Origin of the sequence: Mycobacterium sp. (genome assembly GCF_965277065.1) — a bacterium.
Classification (GTDB): Bacteria; Actinomycetota; Actinomycetes; order Mycobacteriales; family Mycobacteriaceae; genus Mycobacterium.
Genome location: NZ_CBDIBT010000019.1, coordinates 885918 through 912418 on the forward strand (window position 1 = coordinate 885918; position 26501 = coordinate 912418).

Here is a 26501-nt window from a genome sequence, read left to right on the forward strand (position 1 = left end):
GAAGTCACTTGTTCTGTCCTCTCATCACGTCTCAGCCGAACACCAGCAGCACTAGCTTGGCCAAGCCCAGATCCACCAGGCCGATCAACGTCACCATGAACACCAGGAACGCCAACACCACGGAGGTGTAGGAGCCCATCTGCTTGCGGTTGGGCCAGATGACCTTGCGCAGCTCGGCGACAACCTGCTTGAGGTAGGTGAGGACGAAGACGAATGGGTTGCTGGACTGATCGCCGGGAGACTTGGCTTTCTTCGGCTTCTTGGCTTTCTTGGGGGCGTCGTCGGAGTCGCTGTCGGTGAGTTCGACGGCGCCGGATGTTTCGGGCCGCTGACGGGACCGCTTGCCGGTGGGCCGCTGCGGCGTCACCACGGCGGTACGACCGCCTTGCGAGTCGCCGGGTTCGCCGCCGTCGGCTGCGGCGTCGGCATCGACACGTTCGTCGCTCACCGCATACTCCTTCGTTCAATCGTGTGCGTGGTGTTCACCTTCCAGTGTCCACCATTGCAGGGGCGACAGGACTTGAACCTGCAACCTGCGGTTTTGGAGACCGCTGCTCTGCCAATTGAGCTACGCCCCTATCGCTGGTTGGCAGGCCAACCTGCGCGTGTCGGGGCTCTCCACGACGCGCGCGCTCTCCACTGAAGGAAAACACGCTGGTAATGGGAAAACCCCGAGGTCCGAGTGTACATCGGAGCAAGTGTCAGGTACTAATCATGCCGTCCTGACGACCTGGCCGGTCTCCTTGTCCCATCTGAGGTTGATCGAGTTGTCGCCCTCGTGGCCCATCATCGTGGTGTAGGACTCCATGACGAGTTCGCCGGCGTCATTGGTCAGAGTGTTTCTGGTGACGACGATGTCGGCACCGAATCGCTCGACAACCGAGTCGACTTCCATTCGGGCGTGCAGCACGTCACCGGCCAGGATCGGCTTGTGAAAGACGAATCGCTGGTCGACCTGGACCATTTGCAGCGTCTCGTAGCCGGTGTCGACCTTGCGCATGAAGTCAGCCTGCACCAACTTCCCGAGGATGGTGACGAACGTCAACGGCGCGACCAGGTCGTCGTATCCGAGTTCGGCTGCCGCCGTTTCGTCCAGGCTGGCCGGATCGTTGGCCTTGACCGACCTGGTGAATTCGCGGACCTTCTCCCGGCCCACAACGTAGCTGTCCTCGTAGACCCACACCATCCCGCGGATATCGGAGTTGATCGCCACAGCTACGCCAACTTGGCCGACGCGATCGCGCGACCGAAGATCTTCTTGCCATCGGTGGTCGCGGTCAGCGCGATCGTCACCGATTTGCTGTCGGGATCGACCGACTTGACCCTGCCGCTGATGACGATCTCGGCACCCTTGCCGTCGTTGGGGACGGGGACAACCGCGGTGAACCGCACGTTGTACTCCGTGACTGCCCCGGGGTCGCCGACCCATGAGGTGACGAAGCCGCCGCCCAGACCCATGGTCAGCATGCCGTGCGCGATCGCGGTGTCGAGCCCGACCACCTTGGCGATCTCGTCGTCCCAGTGGATGGGGTTCAGGTCGCCGGAGACACCCGCATAGTTCACCAAATCCTGACGGGTCAGCGGGTAGATCTTCTCGGGAAGTTGATCGCCCACCGTCACCGAATCGAACTCACGCAGTGGCATCTCGGAAACCCTCTTCTCCGTCTTCACCTGCACGACCCGCCAAGGTCGTGTAGGTCTCCTGAATAACCTCACCTGCGCCGTTGGTGATGGTCTGTTTGGTCATGACGATGTCGGTGCCGTGGGCTCGACGTACCGACTCGATCTCAACATCGCAGTACAAGCGGTCCCCCACCTTGATGGGGGCGAAAAATGAAAGCGACTGATCGACCTGGACGACCTGGGCATCGTGAGTGGCGATGTTTGCCCACTCGAAGAACGCTGCCACGGCCTTGTAGCCGAACACCGAGATGAAGGTCAGTGGTGCCACCAACCCGTCATAGCCTAGTTCAGCGGCGGCGTGGTCCTCGAAGAACGGCGCGTCGTCATTTTTGACAGCGACGGCGTACTCGCGAATCTTTTCCCGCTCGACGAGGTAATAGTCGGGATAGCGGAACCGCTTACCGATGGCGTTCTTGCCCAGCGACATGGCTTTTGAATGTACCTAGTGCATCTGTGTAGATAGCTGACGGGTGTGTTGTCAGCGGGTTTCGCGGTGCGCCCGGTGCTCGCCGCAGTTGGGGCAGAACTTCTTGAGCTCCAACCGGTCGGGGTCGTTGCGGCGGTTCTTCTTGGTGATGTAGTTGCGGTGCTTGCACACCTCGCAGGCCAAAGTGATCTTGGGCCGTACGTCAGTACTTGAGGCCACGTCGGTTCTCTTTTCGGGTTCTCGTTCGTTGTTGTTCTTGTAGCGATGGCCGGACTCGAACCGGCGACCTAACGATTATGAGTCGTTCGCTCTAACCGACTGAGCTACACCGCCTCGGAGCTGCACTGCCTTCGTTCTGGGCCGCCTAACCTGCTCGGCGTCCGCCGAGCCCCCTAACGGAATCGAACCGTTGACCTTTTCCTTACCATGGAAACGCTCTACCGACTGAGCTAAGGGGGCCGCACCCGATAGCGACCGGTAGGTCATGCGTCGGGCCTAAAAAAGGGTACAGCCTGCGCCGCAAGGGCACCAAAACGGTGAGGTTCACCCCGCGCCGCGAGCCCGCTTAGGCTGTTCGAATGCCCGACACTGACCAGCAAGACCGGTTGTACTTTCGCCAACTGCTCTCCGGCCGCGATTTCGCCCAGGGCGACGGCATCGCCGAGCAGATGCGTAACTTCGCCTATCTGATCGGCGACCGGCAGACCGGCGACTGCGTCGTGGTCGACCCCGCCTACGCGGCCGGCGACCTGGTCGACACGCTGGAAGCCGACGGCATGCACCTGTCCGGCGTACTCGTCACCCACCACCACCCCGACCACGTCGGCGGGGAGATGATGGGCTTCGAGTTGAAGGGTCTGGCCGAGCTGCTCGAGCGGATCAGCGTCCCGGTTCACGTCAATTCGCAAGAGGCACTGTTCGTTTCGCGCATCACCGGGATTCCGATGAGCGATCTCACCACGCACGAGCACGGCGACAAGGTCGGCATCGGCGATATCGAGATCGAACTGCTGCACACCCCGGGCCACACGCCGGGCAGCCAATGCTTCCTGCTCGACGACCGGTTGATCGCCGGCGACACCCTTTTCCTCGAGGGTTGCGGTCGCACTGATTTTCCCGGCGGGGATTCCGACGAGATATTTCGCAGCCTGCAAAAACTTGCACAGTTATCGGGTGATCCGACAGTATTTCCCGGACACTGGTATTCGGCCGAACCAAGCGCCTCGTTGTCGGAGGTCAAGCGTTCAAATTACGTTTACCGCGTCGCTAATCTGGAACAGTGGCGAACGCTGATGGGCGGATAACCGTGTGGCCAGGGGGACTACAGCGGAATTTCACGCGACCAAGCGCGTGATTTAGGCGAAAGCGATGGGATCTTCGATGGATTGGATCCGCGATCGATGGCATGAGGTGGCGGGCGCCGGGTCGACGACCTGGTTGGCGTGGGCCGTTTGGGCTTTACTCGCACTCGGAGTTGCCGGCCTCATCTTCGCCAATGCGCAAATCCGCCGCAATCGTCGACAGGCGTCCGAAGAATCCCGCCCGCACGTCGGCATGTTCATGGAGCCACACGCCGCCGACTGGCACGTGATCGAACTAGTCGTCCGGAATTTCGGAAAAACCTCCGCCTACGACGTCTCGTTCACGTTTCCGCAACCACCGACCGTTGCCGAATACGAAAACGCCACCGACGGCTATGCCGACGTCATCGAACTGCAACTCCCCCGCCACTTGCCGGTGCTGGCCCCCGGACAGGAATGGCGCACGGTGTGGGATTCGGCGCTCGACCGCACCGAGCTCGGCGCGGGCATCGAGTCACGCTTCCCCGGCACCGTGACCTACTACGACCGGATCGAGATTCCACGTGGCTGGAAGTTTTGGCAGCGCCGCCGGCGAGCGCTGGAGACCAAGGTGGTGCTCGACTGGGCGTCATTGCCACCGGTGCAGCGGATCGAGTTGATGACCAATCACGACCTGGCCAAGCGGGAAAAGCAGAAGCTGGAGCTGCTACGCAGCCTGCTGACCTACTTCCACTACGCCACCAAGGAAACCCGGGTGGATGTGTTTCGCGCCGAGATCGAACGGATCAACCGCGCCGTGGACGAGACCAAGGACCGCTGGCGCACCCGGCAGATCGAGGCGCCCCCGACCGACGTCAGCCTGCGCTGGGGTAACGCCGAAGAGGAACTCGGCAAGCACCGGGGCGAACGGGTCTAGCGGCGATGAGCGACGGCCCGGTTAGTTACCGCCTCGAGGAGTCCATCGCGTTCATCACCATGGACGACGGCAAGGTCAACGTTCTCGGGCCGACCATGCAGCAGGCGCTGCAGGACGCGCTCGACCACGCCGACCGCGACGACGTCGGCGCCGTCGTGATCGCGGGAAACCACAAGGTTTTCAGCGCCGGGTTCGACCTCAAGGTCCTGACCTCCGGTGACGTCCAGCCCGCGGTCGACATGCTCAAGGGTGGCTTCGAGCTGTCGCACCGGCTGCTGTCGTATCCCAAGCCGGTGGTGATGGCCTGCACCGGACACGCCATCGCGATGGGTGCATTCTTGCTCGCCAGCGGCGACCATCGAATTGCGGCCCCCGCGTACAACATTCAGGCCAACGAGGTCGCCATCGGCATGACGATCCCGTATTCGGCACTGGAAGTGATGAAGCTTCGATTGACGCGGTCGGCGTATCAGCAATCGGCCACATTGGCGAAGACGTTCTTCGGTGAGACCGCGGTGGCCTCCGGCTGGGTCGACGAGATCGTGTTGCCCGACATGGTGCTCAGCCGGGCCGAGGAAGCCGCGCGCGAATTCGCGACTTTGAAGCGGCACGCCCATGTCGGCACGAAGCTGCGGACCCGGGCCGAAGCCCTGGCAGGCATTCGCGCCGGAATCGACAACATGGCAGCCGAATTCGAGGTTTAGCTACCTAGCTCGCCGGCCGGCGGAACCGCTCGACGTACTCGTCCCAGTTCCAATCGGACAGAAATTCTTGCGCCGCTTGGTAGCCGCTTTGGTAGAGCTCCTTCTTCTGCTTGTCGCCGATGTTGAAGTCGAGGAAGCCGACCTTTGAGGAGTCGACGCGGATCGCCCGCGAGCTGACCCAGGGCTGGTTCAGGTAGGCCTGGTCTCGGCCGACGATCATTGTGGTGATCAGCGCTTCGATCAGGGGCGGGCCGCCGAAGAGCCAATTCACCGGCGCCAGAGCAGGGATCACCTTGTCGTTGCCCTGCGGAAGGTTGGGTAACAGCGTGACGCCAAAGGTGGGCCAGCGCGGCAGCTTGCCGTCGCGGCGGTCGAACGAGTCGATCGGGAAATTCGACAGCATGCCGCCATCGACCAGTGTGGAACTCAGGCCTTCAGCACTGGTCAGCTTGGTGGTCTTGAAGAAGAACGGAATCGACATCGAGGAGCGAACCGCGTCGGCGACCAGTTGCTCGTCGGGGTCGAGACCGTAGATCCTGCGGTAGTCCCACGGCAGCCGGACCAGTTGCCCGCTGGTCACGTCGGACGCGGTGACCACCAACCGGTAGCGCTGCTCGGGTGGGACGTTGTCGTTCTTGATGGCCAAATCGCCGAAGGTGCGCACGCCCAGGTTGGCCAGCTCGGAGCGGATCCACTCGTGCGCGTAATCGCCTTTGTAGATACCGGTTTCGCTGAGCACACCCCAGGCGGGTCCGAGCAGCGGGATGCCGGTGACGCGCGTCGGATCGAGGAATTTCTTGTACGGCAGCGTCATGGTGAGCTGCTCGACCTGCTCGGGGGTCAGTTCGTCGGCGCCGGCCGCCAGGATCGCGCCGACGACCGAGCCGGCCGAGGTGCCCGAGACCCGCTGGATCGCGTATCCGGCTTCCAGCAGCGCGACGGCTGCGCCGGCCAAGCCGATGCCCTTGACGCCGCCGCCGGAGAGGACGAGATCCGCCTTGAGGCCGGTGGGATCGGTGGTCACGTCCCAACGGTAGCCGTTGGGGCGATCAGCGCCATGACCGCCTCGTAGCGCTGGCTCACGTCCTCGCGGTCCGCCGGGTCGGCGACCGTGGCGAGGTTCGAGCGCTGGATCGCCTCGGCTTGCCGGATGAGCGGGGTGCGCCGTTTCCTGTCGGGGACTTGTTCGATGACCTTGGTGATCGCGTCGAGCTGCCGAATCATCAGGGCCGGCATGCCAATTGACGCCTGGCGGATGGTGTCGAAGCTGCGCTCGACCAGTCGGTCGAAGTCGGGCTGGAACGCGATGACGCGGATGTTGCCGTCGTCGTCGCGCCGGACCCGCTGCGGATGCCAGAGCGGGGCGATCCGGCATAGACAGTCGGCGATCCAGTCGACGCAGGTCATGCCGGTGAAGGTGTCGTTGACCGCCGGGGACAATGCTCGCAGCGCAATCTCGACCAGTTGGTCGAGGCCGAACGAGACATCTTGCGGAAGTGTGCGATACGCGCCCGCGACGTGGCCCAGTGCCAAGCGCTCCGCCACAGATTCAGCGGCACCCGGTGGCCACACTCTCGCGATCACCTGGCCGGCGACCATGAAATGCCCTGGGCGGTAGGGTAACTGAACGACCGCGTCGGCCTTCGCGGCGATTTTCACCAGGATGTCGTGGCGGATGACTTGGAGGTAACCGCTGCGCGGTGTGCGGATCGGGGCGCCGTCCTCTGCCAGTCGCTGCAAAAGCTCGTCGTGGGACGGGCCGCGGGCCGCGGGCCACCCGTCAGCGCTTTCCATCGCGGTGACCTCGCTGACCAGCGTCGTGGCAATGTTGGCGATCACCACGGGAAGCTGAATCATCGTCGCGATGTGATTGAGGAAATAGATCAGCACCGCCACGTCGAACAGCGTGAAGAGCAGGGTGACGGTGATCGACAGATGCGGCACGAAGTCGCCGTGCGGCCCACCGCCGACCGAGACGAGCGCAATAATCGCGTAGCAGAAGCTCGCCACGAATGTGCCGAGAGACATCTGGGTCCCGGGGTCACGCACGAAGTTGCGCAGCATCCGCGGACCGAACTGCGTCGAGGCCAGCGTCAACGCCACGATGGTGATCGAGAAGACGATGCCGACCACGGTGATGATCGCCGCCGCGACAGTGGCAAGCAGGACGCGCGCGACATCGGCGGTGCCGCTGATCACCCAGGGCGGGAACTGGATCAACCCGTCGTAGGCGGCGCGGTCGAGGCTGTAGGTGACGACGAAAAGCACAACCACGGCGAAGGTTGCGACCACGGGGACGAGCCACAGGTTGGTCCGGAGGGCTTCGCGTCGCCAATCGGCCTCGAAGTACGGACCGCGCATTTAATGACACTAGGACTGTTGGAGCTTTGGCGCCTGGGTCTTGACAGATTCCTTACGGCTGGGCCGAAACCCAGTCGTAAGGAAGGAATTTCCCGTCGAACGTGACGACGACCCGGTCGCCGGACGGATGCGGCTTTTTCTGCATGTCGACGCTGAAGTTGATGGCGCTCATGATGCCGTCGCCGAAGTTCTCGTGGATGAGTTCCTTGAGCGCCGGCCCGTAGACCTGCAGGGCTTCGTAGAAGCGGTAGATCGTCGGGTCGGTGGGCACAGCGGTCGGTAGGCCGCCGCGGTACGGCACAGCGGCCAAGATTGCTATTGCCGACTCGTCGAGCCCGAGTATGTCGACGAGCACCTTGCCGATGTCGGGCGGGATCGGATGCTGGCCCAGCAATGCTGCGGTGGTCCATATGACCGGGCGGTCGACCGCGTCGGCCAGCTCCTGCCAGGTCAGGCCCTTCTGGAGCCGAGCGAGCACGATTTGTTCGGTGATCTCATGTCGTGTCACGGATACCAGCATTGCCGACGGCGTTCTCGCGTTCTAGTCCAACCCGCTGCCCCGGGCGCCCCGCACCATTTGTCACACCCGTACCGTCACCTGGGTGCCACTCTTTTTTGGAATCGTGGTCGCATGCGATATCAGCGCACCGGGTGATAGCGCCCGTGGTGCGAAAACGAAAAAAGACAGCCAATCAACTGAGCTACCGACTGCAGCAGAACCTCGTTCGATGAGACTCTGCTGCAGCGGCCAAGATCAAGCAGCTGAGAGCGAAGGTACCTTCGAGCGTGTCCGCCCAGCCAGTTTGCTACCTAGCCCGGTCAGGATCTCCCGCGGCCGTTGTTGCTCACCCTGCTGTGCGCCTAGCACGACGACGGTGCCGGTCAGAACGGGAAGCACCCACTGCAGGTACTTGAGCTGACGCTGCGCACTCGCGACATCGTCAGGCGTCTCCGAGGACGGTTCGGTTGCACCGTGAGCGGCGTGGCCGTCACCCTCGGCGGTCTTTGCGCCGAGCGCCCCGCTGTATGCGGTAGCGCCCAAAGCGGCACCGGTGGCGAGGATCTTTGTGACCGTGTTCGCCGTGACGCCGGCCTGGTGCTTGGCGCGCCTGCGGTTCGAGTACAAGATCGCGCCGCCGCCAATTAGATGGGCGGCTATCGCCGCGGCGTTGACCGGGCTCCATTTGGCCCAGCCGACCGAGGCGACCCGGGCGCGATCCTTGGAGTCGCGCACGGAAGCTGCGGCGCCATTGACGCCGATCGCACCCATGAGTGCGCCGCCAAACCAGGCAGCGGCACCGAGATCATGCATAGAGCGGACAACAGTATTTCGATTCGACATGAAAACCCTTCTCAACAGAATTGAGCCCGGGCAGATTGCGGGCCAATAAACTTCGGAATGTTCAACGCGACTGACATGGCGCTGTCCGGAGGGGATACACCGATGCCGGTGATCCCAAACGTCTCAACCGCAACGCTTCCGGCTGAAGTCGGCGATGGCCGCCTGCAGCAGCTGGTCGACCGAACGACCGGACGAAAGCTCACCTCCGACTGGGCCGACGATGTCGATGCGTGCCTGGCTCGATCAGTCGCAGCAGTCGATCGACGTTCTCGTCACCGCGCGAAATAACATCGCCGCTGCTGCGTCTCAGCGGGATATACGAGCCACGGGGGTGGCCTGCCAGACTGCTACCGACGCGGTTGCGGATCTCCGCGAGCACCTGCCGAGTCCTGAGGCAGCGGTCAATCAGTCTCTGCAGCAGGCTATTAGCAGCTACACCATCGGGCTTCCCGGCTGCTTCTCCGCGTCCCTAACTGTCGACGGCGAAGGGATGCAGCGCGCGGCAGGCAACATCCGTCACGGCGACGCGGCCATGCAGTCAGCCCTCGTCTAGCGACGAGCGGTCAGCCGGCGGTGTGAGCGATCAGGACGTCGATCTTGGCCCGCGTGGCGACAGCTCCTGGGATCGAGAACACCCGCCCGATGATCGCGGCTCCCGTGTCCAGTCCGACGTTGCCGACCACCAGCAGATCGGCGCCCACTTCCTCGGCGAGGTTCACCAGCGCATGAACCGGTGCGCCCTTGACCGGCCGATCCTCGATCTTGGTCGCTCCCGCCGCCTTCGCGCGGTCGTGGGCATCGTGCAGCAGCGAGTACACCGGCCCCCGACCGGTGACCTTGTAGGCCTCCTGCCCGAGCGCATCGGCCGCGCGGGGGTCGTCCTTCTCGGGCAGGTAGCCCGTCGCGATGATCAGCCTGGCGTCGGATTCGGCCGCGATCTTGCCCGCGCGCTCGACCGCGCGCAGTGACGACTCCGAGCCATCGGTGCCGACCACCACAGTCTTGTAAGTCGTCATGAGCCCTCCGCAGCGTTCGTTGGCAGCGTTCCCTGGGAAACCGTAACGGCTGCTCAACATCGGGTCCTACGGTTTGCGCAGAAATCTGTCCGGCCCCGCTTTATTGCGTACCGTGATGCGGTGGCCGACATTGACCGCAGCCGAACCATCGTGGCCGACCCGCAGGCCGTTTGGGATGTACTCGCCGACTTCGGCTCGATCAGTTCCTGGGCCGACAACGTCGACCACTCCTGCATCCTCATTCAGGGCACCGAGCAGGTCGGCACTACGCGGCGCGTGCAGATCGGCCGCAACGCCCTGGTGGAAACGATCACCGAGTTCGAACCGTTGCGCGCGATTGCCTACGACGTCGACGGCTTGCCCAAGCGGATACGCCGGTTCGCCAACCGTTGGAGTCTGCGGGCAAGCGCCGGCGGCACGCTTGTCACACTGACCAGCACCGTCGAAATCGGTTCTGGCGCTGTGAGAAAGCTCGCCGAGCAGGGCCTGTGCCGTGTTCAGATTCGACAATCCGACATCATGCTCGCCGGTCTTGCGCACCGATTGGAGAAGGCCCATGACTAGTCGGCCCGACGTCGTCATCCTGATGACCGACGAGGAGCGCGCCGTCCCGCCGTACGAGTCACCCGAAGTGCGCGGGTGGCGCGATCGAACTCTGCACGGCCGCAAGTGGTTCGACGATCATGGGGTCAGCTTCACCCGCCATTACACCGGCTCGCTGGCGTGTGCGCCCAGTCGCCCAACGATTTTCACCGGTCACTACCCCGATCTGCATGGCGTCACCCAGACCGACGGGCTGGGCAAGATGCCCGACGATTCGCGGATGCGCTGGCTGCGCCAAGGCGAGGTGCCCACCATGGGCAACTGGTTCCGCGCCGCGGGGTACGACACCCACTACGACGGCAAGTGGCACATTTCGCATGCCGATCTGCACGAGGCCGAGGGCGCCGTCGTCGCGACCAACGATGCGGACGGCGCCGTCGACCATGACGCGGTTCGGCGCTATCTCGACGCTGATCCGCTTGAGCCGTTCGGCTTTTCGGGCTGGGTCGGCCCGGAGCCGCACGGAGCCCTGCCAGGCAACGCCGGTCTGCGCCGCGACCCGTTGGTCGCCGACCGCGTCGTGACGTGGCTGATCGACCGGTACGCCCGGCGTCGCGCCGGCGAGCCCGCCGCGCAGCGCCCGTTCCTCTTGGTGGCCAGCTTCGTCAATCCGCACGACATCGTGCTGTTCCCGGGCTGGGTGCGCCGCAGCCCGATCAAGCCGTCGCCGGTGGATCCGCCACATGTAGCGGCGGCGCCCACCGCCGACGAGGACCTGGCCTCCAAGCCGGCCGCGCAGATCGCGTTCCGGGAGGCCTACGCCACCGGCTACGGGCCGGCGCCGGTGATCGAGCGGGCCTACCGCGGGAACGCGCAGCGCTACCGCGACCTGTACTACCGGTTGCATGCCGAGGTCGACGGGCCGATCGACCGGGTACGCCGCGCGGTCACCGAGGGCGGCTCGGACAATGCGGTGCTGGTGCGCACCTCCGATCACGGCGATTTGCTTGGGGCACATGGTGGTTTGCACCAGAAGTGGTTCAACCTGTACGACGAGGCGACCCGGGTGCCGTTCGTGATCGCCCGGATCGGCTCGGACGCGACGTCGCCGCGGGAGGTGACGGCGCCGACGTCGCATGTCGATCTGCTGCCGACGCTGCTGGCCGCGGCGGGTGTGGACGTCGATCTGACTGCGGATGACCTGGCCGAGTCGTTCTCCGAGGTGCATCCGCTGCCCGGCAAGAACTTGATGCCGGTGGTGGACGGCGGGCCGGCCGACGACGGTCGGGCCGTCTACATCATGACCCGCGACAATATGCTCGAGGGAGACACCGGTGCCTCGGCGGTGGCCCGTCGGCTGAGGCAAACGACGAATCCGCCTGCGCCGATTCGCATTCGGGTGCCCGCACATGTCGGGTCGAACTTCGAGGGTCTGGTGATGCGCGTCGACTATCATCTGTGGAAGCTGGTGCGCACCTTCGACGATCCGGCGACGTGGACCGAACCGGGCGTTCGTCATCTCGCGGCGAACGGGCTTGGCGGCGAGGCATATCGGATGAGCCCGCTCGACGATCAGTGGGAGCTCTACGACCTCACCGACGATCCCGTCGAGGCCGTCAACCGGTGGACCGACCCAAATCTGCACGAACTACGTCAGCAGCTACGGACCCAGCTGAAGCATGCCCGGGCCGACGCGATTCCGGAGCGAAACCGGCCGTGGCCCTACGCCTCTCGACGCGAGGATTAGCCCTTCGCGGTGATGAGTTTGGCGGCCATCTTGCTCCTCTACAACGCGGGATTGGTCCAGTCCGTGCACTGTTGCTGATACGCCTCGGCGAAGACCGCCATTGTCTGGTTGTTCGACTCCCATTAGGCTCGTGCCACATGACACTCCCACCACCGTCGACCGGTTCGGTCGCCGTGATCACCGGCGCATCCTCTGGCATCGGTGAACAATTCGCCCGTCAACTCGTGGCCCGGGGCTACCGCGTCGTGGTCACCGCCCGCCGGGAAGACCGGCTCCAAGCATTGTGTGCTGAATTAGGCGGCGACCAACACGCCGTCGCGGTTGGCACCGACCTTGCCGTCCCGGAGGACCGAGACCGGCTGGCCGCCCGCATCGACGAGCTGAACGTTCAGGTCGACATCCTGGTCAACAATGCGGGCCTGGGCATCTACACCAAGTTCGGCGCCGAAGGCCGCGACAAGGAGCTGCAGATGCTGCGCGTCGACGTCGAGGCGGTGGCCGACCTCACGTTGCGCTACCTACCGGGCATGGTCGAACGGCGCCGCGGCGCGATCATCAACCTGTCGTCGGTGTCGGGATTTCAGCCCGCCCCGTACAACGCCAACTACGCCGCGTCCAAGGCGTATGTGCTGTTGCTGTCCGAGGCGGTCAACGCCGAAGTCGCCGACAGCGGGGTGACGGTCACCGCGGTCTGCCCGGGCCCGGTGCCGACGGAGTTCCAGGCCACCAATGACGCCCAAGATCTGGTCGACAAGCTGCCGGGATTCACCCATGTGTCGGCCGAGCGGGTGGTTGCCGACGCGCTGAAGGCCGCCGAGCATGGTCGCGGTTCGGTGGTACCGGGCGGACCGCAGGTCCGGTTGACGCTGGGGTCGACCCGGTTAGTGCCGACCCCGTTGGTGTTGCCAGTTCTCAAGCGGATGTTTAAGCGTTAGTCAAGGTTTCCGCCGGCGACTGCGACCGCCGAGGTCACACCAGCCGCGGCACGAAAGACACTAGAACGTGTTGACCAGCTTTTGCGGTTCAGCCATCTGGTGGGACATGGTGTAGTGGTGGTAGTGCATCGCGCACTTGATCACGCAGATGAACAACAGGCTTGGGTCGGGCCGACGACGGACCATAGTGGCCAGCTGGCGGCGATAGATCCGCCGCAATTCCGGGTCGGGAACGTTCTTCATCAGCCGGAGAAACAGACCGGCCGCCAGCACACCATCGAGCGATTGCGACTGCAGCTTCCGCCACGGGTGTTTGCGCCAATAGGCATGACGAGTGCGCCCCCAATCGAATTTCCTTGTGAGGAACAAGTTTTGGAGTCGCTCGAAGTAGAAGTCGGGATCGTAGAGTTCCTGCATCAGGCCGACGTACCCGTCACGCAACTCTTCGCGCGTCATGCCGAGCGGAATGACATTGGTGCCAAACGGCTGTTCGTCGTCGAGATCAAGGCGGCCTTCGTTCTTCAGGCGAGCGTGCAGCGGCGTCTTAGGGATCGCCGAGAGCATGCCGACCATGGCGTGCATGATGTCGGTCTGGCGGAGGAACTCGTGCTGCGCCTTGAAGATCCGGGCGTCGTCGTGGTCGAAGCCCACGATCATGCCGCACCAGACTTCGATGCCGGAGTCTTGCACTGTGCGAACGCGATCCACGATGGAACCGGCCTTCTTGACGTTTTGATACTTCTTCGTCTCGCGCAGCGATTCTTCATTGGGGCTCTCGATGCCGATGAAGACGGTCACGATGTTGGCGGCGTCCATCAACTGCATCATCTCTTCGTCTTCGGCGAGGTTGAGCGACGCCTCGGTGAAGAACGTGAACGGGTAACCCTCGGCGGTTTGCCACGCGGCGAGGTCGCGCAGCAGTTCCTTCGCCGCGATCTTGTTGCCGATCAGGTTGTCGTCGACGATGAAGGCCATTTTCAAATGTTGCTTGCGCATGGCTTCCAACTCCGCGATCACCTGCGCACTCGTTTTCAGCCTGGGACGCCGACCGAACGTGACGATGATGTCGCAGAACTCGCACTGGAATGGACAGCCGCGGCTGAATTGGACACTCCCGAAGAGGTATTCCTTGGACTTCAACAAGTCGTAGCGCGGCACCGGCACCTGCGTCATGTCGGTCGGCTCGGCTTGCTGGTAGCGGTGCTGATGTCGTCCCTCGGCCCATTCTTCGAGAAACTGTGGCCAGGTCGTTTCCGCCTCGCCGACGAAGATCGCGTCGGCCAAGCCCTCGAAATAATCTTCCTGGACGCTCACCCACGGCCCGCCGACGATCGTAAAGACGCCGCGGGTTTTCAGTTCGCGGAGAATTTCGAGCATTCGAGCCCGCTGGACGGTCATGCCGGTGAGCCCCACGATGTCGGCCTTCGCCAATCGGTCGTAGTCGATCGGCTCGACGTTCTCATCGACGCAGGTCACGGAATGGCCGGCGGGCGTCAACGCCGCGAGCAGCGGCAGGCAAGCGGTCGGTATGTTGCACTTCTTGCCGAGCAGCGGAAGTGCATGCTCCAGACCCCAATAAGACACATCGAAGCGAGGGTTGATCAGGACGATATCGGCCATAGTGGGCTTCCTTCCGGTATCCCCCACGGACCACGCGCTCTGCAAACACATTTGCACACGCAGCGCCGTCGCGCGTGAGTACCGGACTACCTAAGACCATGTCCTGCCACTTCAGACCCGGTCGGCTTGGTGAAGGTCCGAGCGGCTGGTTGACTACAACCATGCATAGGGAACCAAAGCTTGCGAGACGCTTTCTGGATCGGTTCGAGCCGATCCATGGGGTGACGTACTTCGCGCCTGAGGTGCGCGAGGCGTTGGACAGATTGGGCTACAAGGGCTACTGGATGGGTTACTTCGCGGCGCGTTCGGCGCCGCTGGGCGCCGTGCCGCCGGAGGTGGTAACGGCGATCTTCTACAACTTCGCCCCTAGCCGCATCGCCAAGGCGTTGCCGGCGGCGTGGGAGATCGCCGGCCCGGACGAGGCATTGCGGGTCCGGTTGGACACCGCGGTGGCGGTGCTGCGCCGCTACGGTCTCTCGTCTGATGAAAACGTCACTACCGCAGCGGAATTGGCGGGCAAGGTGGCGCGCAGCGCGCCGGTGAGTGGGCGGCCGCTGTTCGCCGCGAACCGTTCCTTGCCGTGGCCGGACGAGCCGCTGGCCGCGCTGTGGCACGCCACCACGCTATTGCGCGAGCATCGCGGCGACGCGCACACGGCGGTGTTGAGCGCTGCGGGTGTCACGGGCCGGGAATCCAATGTGCTGCACGCCGCGTCGGGGGCGATCGGGCGCGACTACATCGCCCGCACCCGCGACTACGACGACGAGGAATGGCAGGCGTGCGAGCAAGCGCTGGCCGCGCGCGGATTGCTGGGTGAAGACGGGGCGCTGACCGCGGCCGGTCAGGAACTGAAGGACCACATCGAATCCACCACCGACGCGCTTGCGGTCTCGGTGCTCGACGTATTGAGCGACGACGAGGTGGAGACGCTCTTTCGCTCGCTGACGCCGATCACGCGAGTGGTGGTCGAGGCCGGCGATGTTCCCGCGAAGACGCCGATGGCACTGCGTCGCAACGAATTAGACGACGACAGCGCACATCTGGGCGGCTAGCGACCCAGCGATTTGTAGAAGACGATCCCGTTGCCCTTGTCAATGACACATTCGCGTCGCGCTGCCGTTGCCTGGCTGTCGGCCGGGCTGAGCTATCTGACTCTGGAAGCTGTTGCGGCAGGGGCTTTTCAGCCGACGTACAGCTACGCGCACAACTTCATCAGCGATCTGGGCGTGCCGCTGCACTCCCCGTTGGCGTGGCTGATGAATACGGCTTTCGCTGTCCAGGGCACGCTGTTTCTGGCCGGCGCCATCCTCAGCCGCGGGCCGCGACCGTTCCTTGCGTTCGCCGCGGCGAACGCCGTTGGCAATGTGTTAATCGCGTTATTTCACAGTGGATCAGCCGCACACGCCGTCGGCGCGGTGTTGGCGATCGTCGGCGGCAACGCGGCCATTCTTGCGGCCTCGTCGATGATCGGCGGACGGCACCGTGGGGTGTCGTTGACGCTCGGTGGATTCGGACTTGTGAGTTTCGCGGTGTTCGTCTTCGCGTTGCAGAACCCCGGCCTTGGTCCACTCGGAGTGTGGGAGCGATGCAGCGTTTATTCAATTACCGCGTGGGAGTTAGTCACCGGCGGGTGGCTGCTCAGCCGGCGGCCCACTCCTTCGCCCCATCGAGCTCGTCAAGCTTGAAGACGGCGAGTTCGCCGGGGATCAGCCACGCCAGCGCATGCAGGGTCAGGGAAACCCACTGCTCATCGGAGACCACCGCAATGCGTTTGAACGCCGAATGATGCGGCCAGACGGTGGTGAATGCCAGCTTCAGATCCTCCAACAGGCCGCCGGGCCCGAAGCCCTCGTAGTCAGGCGCGATGACTTCGACGATCCTGATCTCGTCGGTATTCATCATCTCCTCGATGGTGGGCTTGATCTCGCGCAGCTCATCGCCGCCGAGCCGGCCCGACACGCGAACTCCAGTCACTCCCTCAGGCATATCCGGCAGTAGTTCGATCATGCGACCCACTATGCGCAATTGGTGCTCGACAAGCCACCGATGGTCAAGACTGGACCGATGACAGATGCCGACGCGGACCGGGTTGCGGTGTACCTCGACTTCGACAACATTGTGATCTCGCGCTACGACCAGGTCAACGGGCGCAGCTCGTTCCAGAAGGACAAGGCCAAGGGTCTGGACAAGCACGCGGATCGGCTGGAGCGGGCCACCGTCGACGTCGGCGCCATCATCGACTTCGCCTCGTCGTTCGGCACGCTGGTGCTCACCCGCGCATACGCCGACTGGTCGGCCGAGGTCAATGTCGGCTACCGTGAGCAATTGGTAGGCCGCGCAGTCGATTTGGTGCAATTGTTCCCCGCGGCGGCCTACGGCAAGAACGGCGCTGACATCCGCCTGGCCGTCGACGCGGTCGAGGACATGTTCCGGCTGCCGGACCTGACCCATGTGGTGATCGTGGCCGGCGATTCCGACTACATCGCGTTGGCGCAGCGCTGCAAACGGTTGGGGCGATATGTGGTGGGGGTCGGTGTCGCGGGTTCGTCGAGCAAGGCGCTGGCGGCGGCGTGCGACGACTTCGTCATCTACGACGCGCTGCCCGGGGTCGAGGTGCCCGAGCCGGCGCCGAAAGCGCGCAGCACCAAGCCCGCCGACGAGGAGCCGCCCGCACCGGATCCGCAGCCCGCCGCGACCGCGTTGCTGACCCGCGCGCTGCGGATCGGCACCGAGAAGGACGACGTCGACTGGCTGCACAACTCGGCGGTCAAGGCTCAGATGAAGCGGATGGACCCGTCGTTCAGCGAAAAGTCCTTGGGATTCCGGTCTTTCAGCGACTTTCTCCGGTCGCGCGCGGACGTGGTCGAGCTCGACGAGAGTTCGACGACGCGGTTGGTCCGGCTGCGTTGAAGCAATGCACAAAATATCTGTGTAATCATGTAAACACTCGCTCCCAGAGAGGAGCATTGGCGCGCTGTCACAGGGAATTTCGCTGCGCGGAGATACACCAGTGCGTCGGCGAGGCCTCTTCGAGGCCCTCCGGCGACGGGCGTCCGTAGCTGGCCATGAGTTCGTCCGAGGGTGTCGCGGTGACGTCCCAGCCGTGACGTCTGAGCCAGTCGCCGACGTCTTCACGCTCTTCGAAGTACCACAGCTCGTCGGTGGTCGGGACCATCAGCGACGAGCCGGAGCTGGCCACCAGCTCCCGGACCCGGTCCATCCGCTCGCGGCGCTGCGCGCGAAGCTCGGGGACGGCGAACTCCGGCCCGAGCCCTTCAACGGCGACGCGGCTGCCGGGTGCGGTGAGGTCTTGGATGCGTTCGAACAGCAGGTCCTGGGCCGCAGCCGGCAGGTACATCAGTAGGCCCTCGATCGACCAGACACTCGGGGCTGTCGGGTCAAACCCGGCCTGCTGCAACGCCGTTGGCCAGTCTTGGCGGAGGTCGACTTTTACCTCGACCCGATTGGCCTTCGGTTCGGCACCGTGCTGGTGCAGGGTCTGCCGTTTGAAGTCCAGCACCCGGTCCTGGTCGAGCTCGTAGACCGTGGTGCCGTCCGGCCAGGGCAGCCGCCACGACCGGGCGTCCAGGCCGGCCGCCAGGATGATGGCCTGCCGGATGCCGGCGTTGGCGGCGTCGATGAATGAGGTGTCGAAAAACCTTGTCCGGGTGGCGAAATAGCTGACCAGCGCCTGCATCCGCTGCGGCATGTCCGGCTCGGCCTCGATGACCTCGGCGGGTAGCTCGGGGCTGCCGTACCAATCCCATACACCGGACCCGACGCGGTCGAGGAAGACCCGCGCGAACGGGTCGCTGATCAACGGGTCGGCGCTCTCGGTGTCCGCGGCGCGTGCGGCCGCCACACCGAGTGCCGTCGCGCCGACACTTTCGGTGATTTCCCAGCTGTCGTCATCAGTTCTCGCCACGCCTCGACCTTACCGAGGCCGCGATACGGAAGAATCACAGCCATCATGACCTCTTCGTCTCGGCGGCCCCACATCATCCGGCTTGCGGTGTTCGCCGCCTTTTTGGTCGTGATGTTTTATTTGTTGGCCATCAAGCACGTGGTGAACATCGAAGACGTGCGGCACTGGGTCAAGGCGACCGGGCCGCTGGCGCCGTTCACCTACATCGTGTTGTCGGCGGTGCTGGGTGCGATCTTCGTGCCGGGCCCGATTCTGGCGGCGACCAGCGGGCTGCTGTTCGGTCCTCTTCTGGGTGTGTTTGTCACGCTGGGCGCGACGGTGGGGACGGCGGTGGTGGCGGCGTTCCTGGGCCGTCGAGCCGGGCGCGAGAGCGCGCGGTCGCTGCTGGGCGCTGCGCGTGCCGACCGGCTCGATGAGCTGATCCAGCGCCGCGGGTTGTGGGCGGTGGTCGGTCAACGTTTCATCCCCGGACTCTCGGATGCGTTGGCGTCGTATGCGTTTGGGGCGTTCGGAGTTCCGCTGTGGCAGATGGCCGTTGGCGCGTTCATCGGATCGGTGCCGCGAGCGTTCGTCTACACCGCGCTGGGGGCGTCGCTGGGTAACAGGTCGCCGGCGTTGGCGTATGCGGCGATCGGGGTATGGTGCGTGACCGCTGTGGCCGGGGCCTTCGCTGCGCGGCAGGGGTTTCGGAAGTGGCGTTCGCACGGTTCCGACGAACCGAGCGACTCGCCCGCCGCCGAGGAGTCGGCGGCCGACTAGTTCCCGCTACGGATGAAGGTCGGCGTAGTCGATGCCCGCGTTCACCTGATCGATCGCGCGGTGGACCAGGTCTATCGCCTGATCGCGATGACCGCCTTTGTCTGGGTCGGCCGTCTGCAACTCAAACAGGGTCTCGTTCAGGTGCTGTCGGGCATTGATCATGTGCGGCTGGTAGGCATATGCGGCTCCCGCGCCGATGAGGCTGAAGCTGGCCGCCGTGATCACGCCGCCAACCGCGAGTCGAAGCTTCGAGATCTGCATGTCGTCCTCCTTGCGAAGTTTGGTCCAACATTCGGGACGATACCTCGCGGAGGTATGTGAATCGTAGATCCCCCAATCACGCCCGCCTCGCCCAAGAGGCGGGCACTCGACGTGCCCGCCTCTGAGCGAATTGGTCAGCTCTGCTTGAGGGCCTCGATCGCGAGCGTGATCGTCACCTTGTCGCCGACGATGGCGCCACCGCCGTCGAGCAGCAGTTCGCCACCGACGCCGAACTCTTTGCGGCTCAGCACAACCGAGGCGTCGAAGCCGGCGACCTCGCCGTGGCCCATGCCGGGGCTGACGCCGTTGAACGCCAGGGCCAAGGTGACCGGCTTGGTCACACCCTTGAGGGTGAAGTCGCCGTCGAGCAGGTAGTTGCCGCCGTCGGCGCGCACCGCGGTGGAGACGAACGTCGCGGTCGGGAATTGAGCGGCGTCGAAGAAGTCGGGGGCCTTGATGTGCGCCTCGCGCTGCTCGTTGCCGGTGTCGATGGAATTGACGTCGACCTCGGCGCGCACGGACGGGGTGCCGTCTTCGCCGATCGTGATCGCGCCGCTGAACTGGTCGAAGCGGCCGTAGGTCGTGCCGACGACCAGGTGGCGGACGGCGAAGTTGACTGATGAGTGGACTTGGTCGATCGCCCATACTCCGGCGGTGAGCTGGTCGGTGTCAGTGGCTGCGGTCATGGTGTTTGCTCCCTTGGGTTCGGACTTGCGTACAACACCCAAGGCTAACCGGACCGCGGTCCGAATTATTCCGGCGGCAACTTCAGAGCCGCAGGGCCTCGGCTGCCGCAGTGGCCACGTCACCGCGCAGACCTGAGATGGGTGGACTGCCGCGCAGATGAATCGAGTTCGTGAGCAGAACGACGTAGGTATCCGAGCCCGGGTCCAACCAGAGCGACGTTCCGGTGAAGCCGGTGGCGCCAAAGCTGCCGACGGGAAAGATCAGACCGCGCGGCTTGGAGAAGTCCGTGTCGATGTCCCAGCCGAAACCGAAAAGCTCCTGCCCCTCGATTGCCGGATAGTGCGGAGCGAGCAGCGGGTCCGTGGTGTTCGGCACCGTTGCGGCGGCTTTGCGGACGGCATCGTTGGCTGCTTCGACCTGCCCTGGTTTGTGTCCGGGCTGCTGAGGTGTCGTCATCACCGCCAGAGTCGATTGTCGCAGCGGAAAACTGCTGGGATGGTTGGCAAGCCGATCGAGCAGGGCCTGCGCATAGAGGCCGACGTCGTGCGCCGTCGAGAAAACGCCGGCGTGCCCGGCCATTCCTCCCATCCGCCGCGCCGTCGGGTCATGCACGGTGCCCCGAAGCAGACGACCAAAATCCGGGTTCTTGCCCGGGTCTGCGCTGCTCTCGTCGTCGATGGCCGTCGGCGCGATGCGCGGTAACAGACTGGCCGGCGGCAGGTAGCGGGTTTCGGTCATCCCCAGTGGCGCAAAGATGTTCTCCCGGGCGTATTCGTCTTCTGTGTCGCCAGTGAGCTTTTCGACCATTGCGCCGAGCAGGATGTAGTTGATGTCGGCGTAGCGGAAGACCTCACCGGGCGCCGACTGCAGCGGCATGGTGACCGCACGGCGAATGCCTTCCGCTTTGTCCGCCGTGTCCAAGCCCCACGGGTCTTTGAGGTCGACGTCGATCGGTTCGCCGGAGGTGTGGGTCAGCAGCATACGAACGGTAACCCGTTGCCGCTCTGCGTCGTTGGCCGCGTTGAAGTCGGGCAAGTAGCTTTGCACGGGCTCATCGAGTGCGACCTTGCCTTGTTCGTAGAGTTGCATGACGGCGGTCGCGGTGGCGAGAGGCTTGGTCAACGACGCGATGTCGAAGATCGTGTCTTCGGTCATCGGCTCGGCGGGTGCGGGCGATCCGTCCAATCCCTGTTCGCCGGCGAGTTTGCGCGACCCGTAGGCCTGGTGGAACACGACCTTGCCGCCATGTCCGATCACCACCACGCCGCCCGGCAGTTTCTCGGCCGCGATCGCATCGTTCATCAGCCTGGAGATCGGCGCGAATTCTGTTGCGGCCGAGTGCGTTCCCCCGCGGCTCACGACATACCTGGCCGAGGACGCCGTCACGAGCATCAGCATCGCGATCCCGACAGCGATGGTTGTCCGCACGTCGCCGGCTTCAGATGGCGGAGCTGGGTGTGGGCGGATCCGGAATCGGCGTGAGTGGGTTGCCTTCTCGAATCGATGGACAGTTCTGCGGGGCGGGCAGGCCGGCGAAGCGCTCTTTGATCCACTTGATCGAGTGGTGCAGCCAGATGGGGACGCTCCAGATGTGGCTGAGCGCCTCGTACTCCTCGTAGTAGACCGGTACACCTCTCGCGCAGTAGTCGCGAGCGAGGGTGCGCACATCTCCGGCGATCATCACGCCGTCACCGGGGCCGATGCCTGGCTTGTTCCCCGGGGTGCCCTCCAGTGCGCCGTCGGCGCCCTGCCCGATGAGCAGCGGGATCGTCGGCGTGCCGCCGGTACCCATGATCAGCTTGTTGGCGCACCGGACGTAGAGCGACAAGTCCTCGGGGGCCGGGTAGTCGGGGCTTACCAGATCGCTCCACTTGAGGCGGGGGTACTGACCCAGCACGTTGACGATCGACGCGGTCTGCATCTCGCGAAAGATCCTGGCGCCGTCGGGGCTCAGGTACTGCGCCAGCTCGGTCTCGATCTCGAACGCGCGCGCGATGCCGACCAGCGCCATCGCCAAGACGCCGGCCCAGAAGCCGGATTCCTCCACGTAATGCAGGTTGTGCGCCGGGTCGACCAGCACACCACCCATCGCGGCGCCGATCAGGTGCTTGTCGGCGTCGGGTGCGTAGGTGGGGGCCAGCTCGGCGGCCCATTCGGTGGCGATCGCACCGCCGGAGTATCCGAGCATCGCCACCTTCGCGTCGTTCGGGATGGTCGACGAATTGAGCGTGGCGCGAATCGAATCGAGCGTATTCATTCCGTACTCAGGACCCGCGGCGAAGTCGGCCCGCTGGCCTTCGGTGTCGGGCACGATGACCGTGTACCCCTCGGCGAGGAACGGGCCGAACACCGCCGCTTCGACACTGGTGATGACGCCGCCGAGCCGGAGTCCACCCCACAGTGCGTAGGACGGTTCGTCGTTGCGGTTCAATGAGTCGTAGGCGGACTGATACGAGATCACCCTTCCGGCGTGAAAAGTAAAGGGCGGCTTGATAATCGAGGTGACGTTGACGGTCGGTTTGCCGGTCTGGCTGGTCGACCGGTAGAGCAGTTGCGTCGTCTCGAGCAACGTCGGGAGGCCAAACAGGTGGTAATGAAAGCGACGCGTGTTCAACACCGTTCCGGGTGTGATGTTGTCCAGTGGCGTGGAACCGGTATAGGAGTAGAACGGATCATCGTGCGGCTGCGGCGATCCCACAGCGAGGCCGGGCGCGTTGCCGGCGCCCGGATGCCAAATCGGTAGCGGCGGTGTGGTCATGTCGTCCCCTGACCCATCGGCAGGATGTAGCGCATAAGGATGAACCTACTCACTAAAGGCGTTGCGCTCGCGAGCAGCGCCACGATCGCGGGGGCCGGATGCCCAGCGCCTTGTACTATGGCGCCAGTAGCGCCATAATGGCGCCATGCCGAGTGTGCAGATCAAAGACGTTCCTGAAGACACCCACCGAGTCCTGCGCGAGCGAGCGGCGCGTGCGCATCAGTCCCTACAGGAATATCTTCGAAGCCGTCTGATCGCCGACGCGGATCAGCCCACTCTGGACGAGGTTCTCGGCCGCGTCAATGAACACCGTGGTGGCCGCGTATCTTTCAAGACTGCTGTCGATCACGTTCGGGCAGAACGTGATCGTCGTTGACGCGAGTGTGTTGGCCGTTGCGCTGGGCGATGACGGAACAGACGGCGCGCACGCGAGGGAACGTTTAGCAGGCGAGACGTTGTCCGCGCCCGAACTCGTCGACCTCGAGGTGGTCGCTGTCTGGCGCCGCCACGTTGCAGCCAAACTGATGCCTGCCCGAAGGGCCGCGAGTGCGTTAGCCGACCTTGCAGATTTGCCTGTGCGTCGGTCATCACACCAGCCATTTCTGCACCGCATATGGGAACTGCGACATGCCATCACGCCCTACGATGCCGTCTACATTGCGCTGGCCGAAGTTCTGGATGCCGTACTGCTCACCGCGGATGCACGTCTCTCAGGTGCATCGGGCTTCCAGTGCAGGGTCGAGGTCATAAATGGGGGCCGCGGCTATTGACGACCCCTATCGCCGCGGTTGGTCGAGGTAGCGGCGCGCGCCCCAGTAATCCGCGTCCAGTCGAACCGCGGTGATGCGCACCGGTGCCGTCTTATCGAATGCCTCGATCATGTCGCCGTTCCCGAAATACATTGCCACGTGATAGATCGCGTCGGGATTGTCAGGATCCTTGCTGCGGTGCGAATAGAAGAGCAGATCGCCGGGTTGCAACGCGGATTTCTCTATCGCACGGCCTCGGCTGTCGGCGGCTTGCGGGCCGGCATCGCGCGGCAGGGTGATGCCGTGGAGCTGGTAGATGGTGGAGGTGAAGCCGGAGCAATCGAGGCCGAACCCGGCGCGGCCGCCCCACAGGTAAGGGACGTTCACGAACAGGGCGGCGTGCCGGGCCAAGTCGGCTCCGCTGGGATGCGATATTTCCGTGGGCTTTTCGTAGATCACGACCAATCGAGCATCCAACCACTCCGGGCCGTGGCCCGGGGTGGCCACCTGAATGGCCTTATCGGTGCGGCCGAGGACGGGCAGTCGCGTGTTGGCGCTGATCTCGAGATCCTGATCGGAGAGTCCGGAGTCGCGGTACAGCCAGGTGGTGATGCCGCGATCGGCCTGTGCGAAGGCAGCGTGTTCCTTCTGTGCGCTGTAGTCCGGGTCGGTTGTCAACTGCGCCTTGGGAATCCAGCCGGGGTAACCCTGGGCGTCCTTCGGTGTGGGCTGGTCGGGCACCCGTACCTCGTCCCAGTCGCCCTGCTCCCGCACCACCACCACGCGGTCGCCGAACAGTGCCTGAGTTTGGTCGAGATTGTCCGAGGTGAGCGCTTCCTGCTGGGCCGGCGTCATGGCGGCCAGCCAGCCCCGAATATCGACCGGGTTTGTCAGGGCAGGATGGTCGACCGGACGCGGACTCTGCGGCGTGGTCCACACCGTGGCAACCGACACGGCGACATAGGCGTTTCGAATCCCTGGCGACGCAGACGCCTCAGCGGTGACGGGTAGTGCCGTCAGTCCAATCGATAAAACGCAAGCAAGCGCTGTTCGGGTCGCCGCGCCGGTCATGTGCGTCGACGTTATCGGAGCCGCGTCGGTGAGCCCGGTTGGCGCGCGGCGACTGTTCGGCCGCTGTCGAGACCGCAAGACAGGCGCCCGAACCTGGTCAGAGGCCTGGGATCAGGTCCACCAGATTGATGAGCGTGCCCGCGGCCGCCTCCAGCACCGGCGCGGCGGCACCGTATCCGAATGCGAACGGGACCAGCGCCAGATCCGCCGCGATTGGATCACCCACCGCGGCAAGCAGATTCCCGGCCTCGAGTTGATCAGTGAACAGGTTCAGGTCGTAGGCGGGCAGGCTGGTCAGCAGCGCGTTGACGGTGTCGGCGACGGGCACCAGCGTGGCGTAGTCCGCCGACAGAGTGGCGCTCAGATCATCGAGGAGGTCGGTCGGTGACGAGAGCAGGTTCGCCGTAGAAATCGGGAAGTTGGAGAAATCGCTCAACGCGGTTTGCGCCACGCCGAGCAGCGACGGGATGGTCAGCAGCTGCTGCAGGTCTGTGGCGTCGGTGAAACCAATCGTGTGCGCGATGCTGATCAGCTGGTTGGTCAGCGGATTGTCCAGGATCGACGAAATGATTTGGTAATCAGCAGGATCCTGCAGGTCATTGACGGCTGCGGTGATGCCTTGCGGGATCCCGTTGACCAACGCGGTGAACACATCGCTCAGGCTGACGTCAGTCGGGAACAAGCCCATCGGGCTGGCCAGGTCGGCGTCGCCAGGGCTCCAGCCGTCGGTGATGCTGCCGTAGCCGTAATTGACCAACACGGACAGGTCGGGCTGCAGCAGATCCGCGAGCGGATTGCCGATGACGGGGATGAACCGCAGCACGTCCAGCAGCGGCAGATCCTCGGGAACCATGTAGTAGTTGGTCAGCGTGTCGGCCACCGACGTCGGAAGTTGGATGGCGTCGGCGAGCTGGCCGGGTTCCGGGTTGAGGTAGGTGATGTGGTCGAACAAGATACCCAGGAACGCGTTGAGGTCGGACAGGAAATCGATTGGGTACTTGGGAAAGTCGGCGAAGCCGTCGTATTCGTTGGTGTAGATGTCGGTTGGAAAGAGGTCGGCCGGTGTAGCGCCGTCGAACGTGATGCCCAGGCTCGGCACCGACGGGTCGCTGCCGACAGGGAGATCGAAACGTTCCAGCAGGCCGCCGTCGGGGTTGCTGGCGTCGCCCACCAGGATGAAGTGCAGGTCATCGCTGGGCACACCCTGGGCGGCGAGTTCCGGCATCGTCAGCCCGGAGAAATCCGCGCTCTGCGACCAACCGAACACCACCACCGGGTTGGCGGCGTCGACTCCCCCACCAGCGATTTGGCCCTGAATCGCGGAGTCCAGTATCTGCTCCTCCTGCGCGAAGGAGGTGTCGACGGGCAACGTGTGGACGCCGGTGACCGGATACAGGCCCTCGGGCGTAAACGGAGCTTGCACGGTGCCATCGAAGCCACGCGGCGCCAAGTACAACTGCTCGACGGCTTGTTGGTAGCCGGCGCTCGCGACCGGCGTCCCGCTGGTTCCGAAGATCAACGCCGTCCCGTCGCCTAGCCGCGAATCGGCATCGTCGACGCCGGCCAGGCGGACATCCGCGTGGCGCGCCAGAGATGGGACTGCGACGAGGGCAGCGGCGAATGCGAAGGTGACGATGGCTGCACGACCCGGCATGGCGTCTCCCTGCTTGCATAACTGTGACCGAAATTACAACAC

At 64.3% G+C, this 26501-nt stretch carries 32 protein-coding genes and 3 tRNA genes; 13 read left to right on the forward strand and 22 right to left on the reverse strand.

Annotation, left to right across the window (positions count from 1 at the left end):
• Nucleotides 1–31: 31 nt before the first annotated feature.
• The 8 genes from secE to ACQY5A_RS21530 form a co-directional block, all read right to left on the reverse strand.
• Nucleotides 32–448 (reverse strand): preprotein translocase subunit SecE, encoded by a 417-nt coding sequence (gene secE / locus ACQY5A_RS21495; RefSeq protein ID WP_428342318.1) that lies wholly within the window; start codon nt 446–448, stop codon nt 32–34.
• A gap of 57 nt (nt 449–505) precedes the next feature.
• Nucleotides 506–578, reverse strand: a tRNA-Trp gene (locus tag ACQY5A_RS21500).
• A gap of 134 nt (nt 579–712) precedes the next feature.
• The gene (gene hadC / locus ACQY5A_RS21505; protein ID WP_428342319.1) at nt 713–1213 is read right to left on the reverse strand and encodes a (3R)-hydroxyacyl-ACP dehydratase subunit HadC; all 501 of its coding nucleotides are present in this window, start codon (nt 1211–1213) and stop codon (nt 713–715) included.
• 2 nt (nt 1214–1215) lie between these two features.
• Nucleotides 1216–1644, reverse strand: a complete 429-nt coding sequence (gene hadB / locus ACQY5A_RS21510; protein WP_428342320.1) for a (3R)-hydroxyacyl-ACP dehydratase subunit HadB — start codon at nt 1642–1644, stop codon at nt 1216–1218.
• Nucleotides 1631–2110, reverse strand: coding sequence for a (3R)-hydroxyacyl-ACP dehydratase subunit HadA (hadA, locus tag ACQY5A_RS21515; RefSeq protein WP_428342321.1), 480 nt, complete (start codon nt 2108–2110; stop codon nt 1631–1633). Before hadA ends, hadB begins: the two co-directional genes overlap by 14 nt.
• A 51-nt stretch (nt 2111–2161) precedes the next feature.
• Entirely contained in the window at nt 2162–2329 is a 168-nt protein-coding gene (gene rpmG, locus ACQY5A_RS21520) for a 50S ribosomal protein L33 (RefSeq protein WP_428342322.1), read from the reverse strand.
• A gap of 40 nt (nt 2330–2369) precedes the next feature.
• Nucleotides 2370–2443: transfer RNA gene (locus ACQY5A_RS21525), tRNA-Met, on the reverse strand.
• 53 nt (nt 2444–2496) lie between these two features.
• A tRNA-Thr gene (locus ACQY5A_RS21530) sits at nt 2497–2569 on the reverse strand.
• 119 nt (nt 2570–2688) lie between these two features.
• On the opposite strand from ACQY5A_RS21530, the gene ACQY5A_RS21535 reads away from it, so the two are divergent.
• The 3 genes from ACQY5A_RS21535 (at nt 2689) to ACQY5A_RS21545 (ending at nt 5031) form a co-directional block, all read left to right on the forward strand.
• On the forward strand, nt 2689–3414 hold the full coding sequence (locus ACQY5A_RS21535; RefSeq protein ID WP_428342323.1) for an MBL fold metallo-hydrolase: 726 nt from the start codon (nt 2689–2691) through the stop codon (nt 3412–3414).
• A gap of 64 nt (nt 3415–3478) precedes the next feature.
• On the forward strand, nt 3479–4327 hold the full coding sequence (locus tag ACQY5A_RS21540; protein WP_428342324.1) for a hypothetical protein: 849 nt from the start codon (nt 3479–3481) through the stop codon (nt 4325–4327).
• Between the two features lie 5 nt (nt 4328–4332).
• The gene (locus tag ACQY5A_RS21545) at nt 4333–5031 is read left to right on the forward strand and encodes a crotonase/enoyl-CoA hydratase family protein (RefSeq protein WP_428342325.1); all 699 of its coding nucleotides are present in this window, start codon (nt 4333–4335) and stop codon (nt 5029–5031) included.
• Between the two features lie 4 nt (nt 5032–5035).
• Here ACQY5A_RS21545 and ACQY5A_RS21550 read toward each other — a convergent pair whose 3' ends face one another.
• The 4 genes from ACQY5A_RS21550 to ACQY5A_RS21565 form a co-directional block, all read right to left on the reverse strand.
• A complete protein-coding gene (locus ACQY5A_RS21550; protein WP_428342326.1) occupies nt 5036–6055 on the reverse strand; it encodes a patatin-like phospholipase family protein in 1020 nt (339 codons plus the stop codon).
• Nucleotides 6052–7392, reverse strand: coding sequence for a DUF2254 domain-containing protein (locus ACQY5A_RS21555; protein WP_428342327.1), 1341 nt, complete (start codon nt 7390–7392; stop codon nt 6052–6054). The genes ACQY5A_RS21550 and ACQY5A_RS21555 overlap by 4 nt, the downstream gene beginning before the upstream one ends.
• 52 nt (nt 7393–7444) lie before the next feature.
• Complete coding sequence (cynS, locus tag ACQY5A_RS21560; RefSeq protein ID WP_428342328.1) at nt 7445–7912, reverse strand: cyanase; 468 nt, start codon at nt 7910–7912, stop codon at nt 7445–7447.
• Between the two features lie 234 nt (nt 7913–8146).
• The gene (locus ACQY5A_RS21565) at nt 8147–8704 is read right to left on the reverse strand and encodes a hypothetical protein (protein WP_428342329.1); all 558 of its coding nucleotides are present in this window, start codon (nt 8702–8704) and stop codon (nt 8147–8149) included.
• Nucleotides 8705–8960: 256 nt separating this feature from the next.
• Here ACQY5A_RS21565 and ACQY5A_RS21570 point away from each other — a divergent pair, with 256 nt between their 5' ends.
• Nucleotides 8961–9287, forward strand: coding sequence for a hypothetical protein (locus tag ACQY5A_RS21570; protein WP_428342330.1), 327 nt, complete (start codon nt 8961–8963; stop codon nt 9285–9287).
• 10 nt (nt 9288–9297) lie between these two features.
• Here the strand turns inward: ACQY5A_RS21570 and ACQY5A_RS21575 are convergent, their stop codons facing one another.
• On the reverse strand, nt 9298–9750 hold the full coding sequence (locus ACQY5A_RS21575; protein WP_428342331.1) for a universal stress protein: 453 nt from the start codon (nt 9748–9750) through the stop codon (nt 9298–9300).
• Between the two features lie 120 nt (nt 9751–9870).
• Between ACQY5A_RS21575 and ACQY5A_RS21580 the strand changes: the two genes are divergently transcribed.
• The 3 genes from ACQY5A_RS21580 (at nt 9871) to ACQY5A_RS21590 (ending at nt 12975) form a co-directional block, all read left to right on the forward strand.
• Nucleotides 9871–10314 carry an SRPBCC family protein gene (locus tag ACQY5A_RS21580; RefSeq protein WP_428342332.1) on the forward strand — a complete coding sequence of 148 codons (444 nt, stop codon included), beginning with the start codon at nt 9871–9873 and terminating at the stop codon, nt 10312–10314.
• Complete coding sequence (locus ACQY5A_RS21585) at nt 10307–12040, forward strand: sulfatase-like hydrolase/transferase (RefSeq protein WP_428342333.1); 1734 nt, start codon at nt 10307–10309, stop codon at nt 12038–12040. Before ACQY5A_RS21580 ends, ACQY5A_RS21585 begins: the two co-directional genes overlap by 8 nt.
• Before the next feature lie 137 nt (nt 12041–12177).
• Nucleotides 12178–12975: an SDR family NAD(P)-dependent oxidoreductase gene (locus tag ACQY5A_RS21590; RefSeq protein WP_428342334.1), complete on the forward strand. Its 798-nt coding sequence runs from the start codon at nt 12178–12180 to the stop codon at nt 12973–12975.
• 60 nt (nt 12976–13035) lie between these two features.
• On the opposite strand, the gene ACQY5A_RS21595 is transcribed toward ACQY5A_RS21590, so the two are convergent.
• Nucleotides 13036–14595, reverse strand: a complete 1560-nt coding sequence (locus ACQY5A_RS21595) for a B12-binding domain-containing radical SAM protein (protein WP_428342335.1) — start codon at nt 14593–14595, stop codon at nt 13036–13038.
• Nucleotides 14596–14756: 161 nt separating this feature from the next.
• Between ACQY5A_RS21595 and ACQY5A_RS21600 the strand changes: the two genes are divergently transcribed.
• Together ACQY5A_RS21600 and ACQY5A_RS21605 are read left to right on the forward strand one after the other, a co-directional pair.
• On the forward strand, nt 14757–15647 hold the full coding sequence (locus tag ACQY5A_RS21600) for an SCO6745 family protein (protein ID WP_428342336.1): 891 nt from the start codon (nt 14757–14759) through the stop codon (nt 15645–15647).
• Between the two features lie 42 nt (nt 15648–15689).
• Nucleotides 15690–16280, forward strand: a complete 591-nt coding sequence (locus ACQY5A_RS21605) for a DUF998 domain-containing protein (RefSeq protein ID WP_428342337.1) — start codon at nt 15690–15692, stop codon at nt 16278–16280.
• On the opposite strand, the gene ACQY5A_RS21610 is transcribed toward ACQY5A_RS21605, so the two are convergent.
• Nucleotides 16234–16602, reverse strand: a complete 369-nt coding sequence (locus tag ACQY5A_RS21610; RefSeq protein ID WP_428342338.1) for an STAS/SEC14 domain-containing protein — start codon at nt 16600–16602, stop codon at nt 16234–16236. The two genes, ACQY5A_RS21605 and ACQY5A_RS21610, sit on opposite strands and share 47 nt — an antisense overlap.
• A gap of 57 nt (nt 16603–16659) precedes the next feature.
• On the opposite strand from ACQY5A_RS21610, the gene ACQY5A_RS21615 reads away from it, so the two are divergent.
• Nucleotides 16660–17505, forward strand: a complete 846-nt coding sequence (locus ACQY5A_RS21615; protein WP_428342339.1) for an NYN domain-containing protein — start codon at nt 16660–16662, stop codon at nt 17503–17505.
• A 67-nt stretch (nt 17506–17572) separates the two neighbouring features.
• Here ACQY5A_RS21615 and ACQY5A_RS21620 read toward each other — a convergent pair whose 3' ends face one another.
• Entirely contained in the window at nt 17573–18520 is a 948-nt protein-coding gene (locus ACQY5A_RS21620) for a class I SAM-dependent methyltransferase (RefSeq protein WP_428342340.1), read from the reverse strand.
• Nucleotides 18521–18565: 45 nt separating this feature from the next.
• Here ACQY5A_RS21620 and ACQY5A_RS21625 point away from each other — a divergent pair, with 45 nt between their 5' ends.
• A complete protein-coding gene (locus ACQY5A_RS21625; protein ID WP_428342341.1) occupies nt 18566–19279 on the forward strand; it encodes a TVP38/TMEM64 family protein in 714 nt (237 codons plus the stop codon).
• 6 nt (nt 19280–19285) lie between these two features.
• Here the strand turns inward: ACQY5A_RS21625 and ACQY5A_RS21630 are convergent, their stop codons facing one another.
• The 4 genes from ACQY5A_RS21630 to ACQY5A_RS21645 form a co-directional block, all read right to left on the reverse strand.
• Nucleotides 19286–19540, reverse strand: coding sequence for a hypothetical protein (locus ACQY5A_RS21630; protein ID WP_428342342.1), 255 nt, complete (start codon nt 19538–19540; stop codon nt 19286–19288).
• 134 nt (nt 19541–19674) lie between these two features.
• Complete coding sequence (locus ACQY5A_RS21635; protein ID WP_428342343.1) at nt 19675–20226, reverse strand: YceI family protein; 552 nt, start codon at nt 20224–20226, stop codon at nt 19675–19677.
• 82 nt (nt 20227–20308) lie between these two features.
• Nucleotides 20309–21625, reverse strand: coding sequence for a serine hydrolase domain-containing protein (locus ACQY5A_RS21640; protein ID WP_428343278.1), 1317 nt, complete (start codon nt 21623–21625; stop codon nt 20309–20311).
• 40 nt (nt 21626–21665) lie between these two features.
• Complete coding sequence (locus tag ACQY5A_RS21645) at nt 21666–22985, reverse strand: lipase family protein (RefSeq protein ID WP_428342344.1); 1320 nt, start codon at nt 22983–22985, stop codon at nt 21666–21668.
• Nucleotides 22986–23130: 145 nt separating this feature from the next.
• Here ACQY5A_RS21645 and ACQY5A_RS21650 point away from each other — a divergent pair, with 145 nt between their 5' ends.
• Together ACQY5A_RS21650 and ACQY5A_RS21655 are read left to right on the forward strand one after the other, a co-directional pair.
• On the forward strand, nt 23131–23361 hold the full coding sequence (locus tag ACQY5A_RS21650) for a FitA-like ribbon-helix-helix domain-containing protein (protein ID WP_428342345.1): 231 nt from the start codon (nt 23131–23133) through the stop codon (nt 23359–23361).
• The gene (locus ACQY5A_RS21655; protein WP_428342346.1) at nt 23288–23755 is read left to right on the forward strand and encodes a type II toxin-antitoxin system VapC family toxin; all 468 of its coding nucleotides are present in this window, start codon (nt 23288–23290) and stop codon (nt 23753–23755) included. Before ACQY5A_RS21650 ends, ACQY5A_RS21655 begins: the two co-directional genes overlap by 74 nt.
• Before the next feature lie 6 nt (nt 23756–23761).
• Here ACQY5A_RS21655 and ACQY5A_RS21660 read toward each other — a convergent pair whose 3' ends face one another.
• Both ACQY5A_RS21660 and ACQY5A_RS21665 read right to left on the reverse strand, forming a co-directional pair.
• On the reverse strand, nt 23762–24688 hold the full coding sequence (locus tag ACQY5A_RS21660; protein ID WP_428342347.1) for an NlpC/P60 family protein: 927 nt from the start codon (nt 24686–24688) through the stop codon (nt 23762–23764).
• A 214-nt stretch (nt 24689–24902) separates the two neighbouring features.
• Nucleotides 24903–26459: a PE-PPE domain-containing protein gene (locus ACQY5A_RS21665; protein ID WP_428342348.1), complete on the reverse strand. Its 1557-nt coding sequence runs from the start codon at nt 26457–26459 to the stop codon at nt 24903–24905.
• Nucleotides 26460–26501 lie beyond the last annotated feature (42 nt).

Coding starts and splice junctions, on each gene's coding strand:
- cynS (WP_428342328.1), bottom strand. CDS start 7,912: ATGCTGGTATCCGTGACACGACATGAGATCACCGAACAAATCGTGCTC.
- ACQY5A_RS21655 (WP_428342346.1), top strand. CDS start 23,288: ATGAACACCGTGGTGGCCGCGTATCTTTCAAGACTGCTGTCGATCACG.
- ACQY5A_RS21555 (WP_428342327.1), bottom strand. CDS start 7,392: ATGCGCGGTCCGTACTTCGAGGCCGATTGGCGACGCGAAGCCCTCCGG.
- ACQY5A_RS21585 (WP_428342333.1), top strand. CDS start 10,307: ATGACTAGTCGGCCCGACGTCGTCATCCTGATGACCGACGAGGAGCGC.
- ACQY5A_RS21570 (WP_428342330.1), top strand. CDS start 8,961: ATGCGTGCCTGGCTCGATCAGTCGCAGCAGTCGATCGACGTTCTCGTC.
- ACQY5A_RS21625 (WP_428342341.1), top strand. CDS start 18,566: ATGACCTCTTCGTCTCGGCGGCCCCACATCATCCGGCTTGCGGTGTTC.
- ACQY5A_RS21540 (WP_428342324.1), top strand. CDS start 3,479: ATGGGATCTTCGATGGATTGGATCCGCGATCGATGGCATGAGGTGGCG.
- ACQY5A_RS21630 (WP_428342342.1), bottom strand. CDS start 19,540: ATGCAGATCTCGAAGCTTCGACTCGCGGTTGGCGGCGTGATCACGGCG.
- ACQY5A_RS21545 (WP_428342325.1), top strand. CDS start 4,333: ATGAGCGACGGCCCGGTTAGTTACCGCCTCGAGGAGTCCATCGCGTTC.
- ACQY5A_RS21615 (WP_428342339.1), top strand. CDS start 16,660: ATGACAGATGCCGACGCGGACCGGGTTGCGGTGTACCTCGACTTCGAC.
- ACQY5A_RS21635 (WP_428342343.1), bottom strand. CDS start 20,226: ATGACCGCAGCCACTGACACCGACCAGCTCACCGCCGGAGTATGGGCG.
- ACQY5A_RS21665 (WP_428342348.1), bottom strand. CDS start 26,459: ATGCCGGGTCGTGCAGCCATCGTCACCTTCGCATTCGCCGCTGCCCTC.
- ACQY5A_RS21605 (WP_428342337.1), top strand. CDS start 15,690: ATGACACATTCGCGTCGCGCTGCCGTTGCCTGGCTGTCGGCCGGGCTG.
- ACQY5A_RS21590 (WP_428342334.1), top strand. CDS start 12,178: ATGACACTCCCACCACCGTCGACCGGTTCGGTCGCCGTGATCACCGGC.
- ACQY5A_RS21575 (WP_428342331.1), bottom strand. CDS start 9,750: ATGACGACTTACAAGACTGTGGTGGTCGGCACCGATGGCTCGGAGTCG.
- ACQY5A_RS21640 (WP_428343278.1), bottom strand. CDS start 21,625: ATGCTGATGCTCGTGACGGCGTCCTCGGCCAGGTATGTCGTGAGCCGC.
- ACQY5A_RS21595 (WP_428342335.1), bottom strand. CDS start 14,595: ATGGCCGATATCGTCCTGATCAACCCTCGCTTCGATGTGTCTTATTGG.
- ACQY5A_RS21600 (WP_428342336.1), top strand. CDS start 14,757: ATGCATAGGGAACCAAAGCTTGCGAGACGCTTTCTGGATCGGTTCGAG.
- ACQY5A_RS21645 (WP_428342344.1), bottom strand. CDS start 22,985: ATGACCACACCGCCGCTACCGATTTGGCATCCGGGCGCCGGCAACGCG.
- hadA (WP_428342321.1), bottom strand. CDS start 2,110: ATGTCGCTGGGCAAGAACGCCATCGGTAAGCGGTTCCGCTATCCCGAC.
- ACQY5A_RS21565 (WP_428342329.1), bottom strand. CDS start 8,704: ATGCATGATCTCGGTGCCGCTGCCTGGTTTGGCGGCGCACTCATGGGT.
- ACQY5A_RS21535 (WP_428342323.1), top strand. CDS start 2,689: ATGCCCGACACTGACCAGCAAGACCGGTTGTACTTTCGCCAACTGCTC.
- hadB (WP_428342320.1), bottom strand. CDS start 1,644: ATGCCACTGCGTGAGTTCGATTCGGTGACGGTGGGCGATCAACTTCCC.
- ACQY5A_RS21610 (WP_428342338.1), bottom strand. CDS start 16,602: ATGATCGAACTACTGCCGGATATGCCTGAGGGAGTGACTGGAGTTCGC.
- ACQY5A_RS21650 (WP_428342345.1), top strand. CDS start 23,131: ATGCCGAGTGTGCAGATCAAAGACGTTCCTGAAGACACCCACCGAGTC.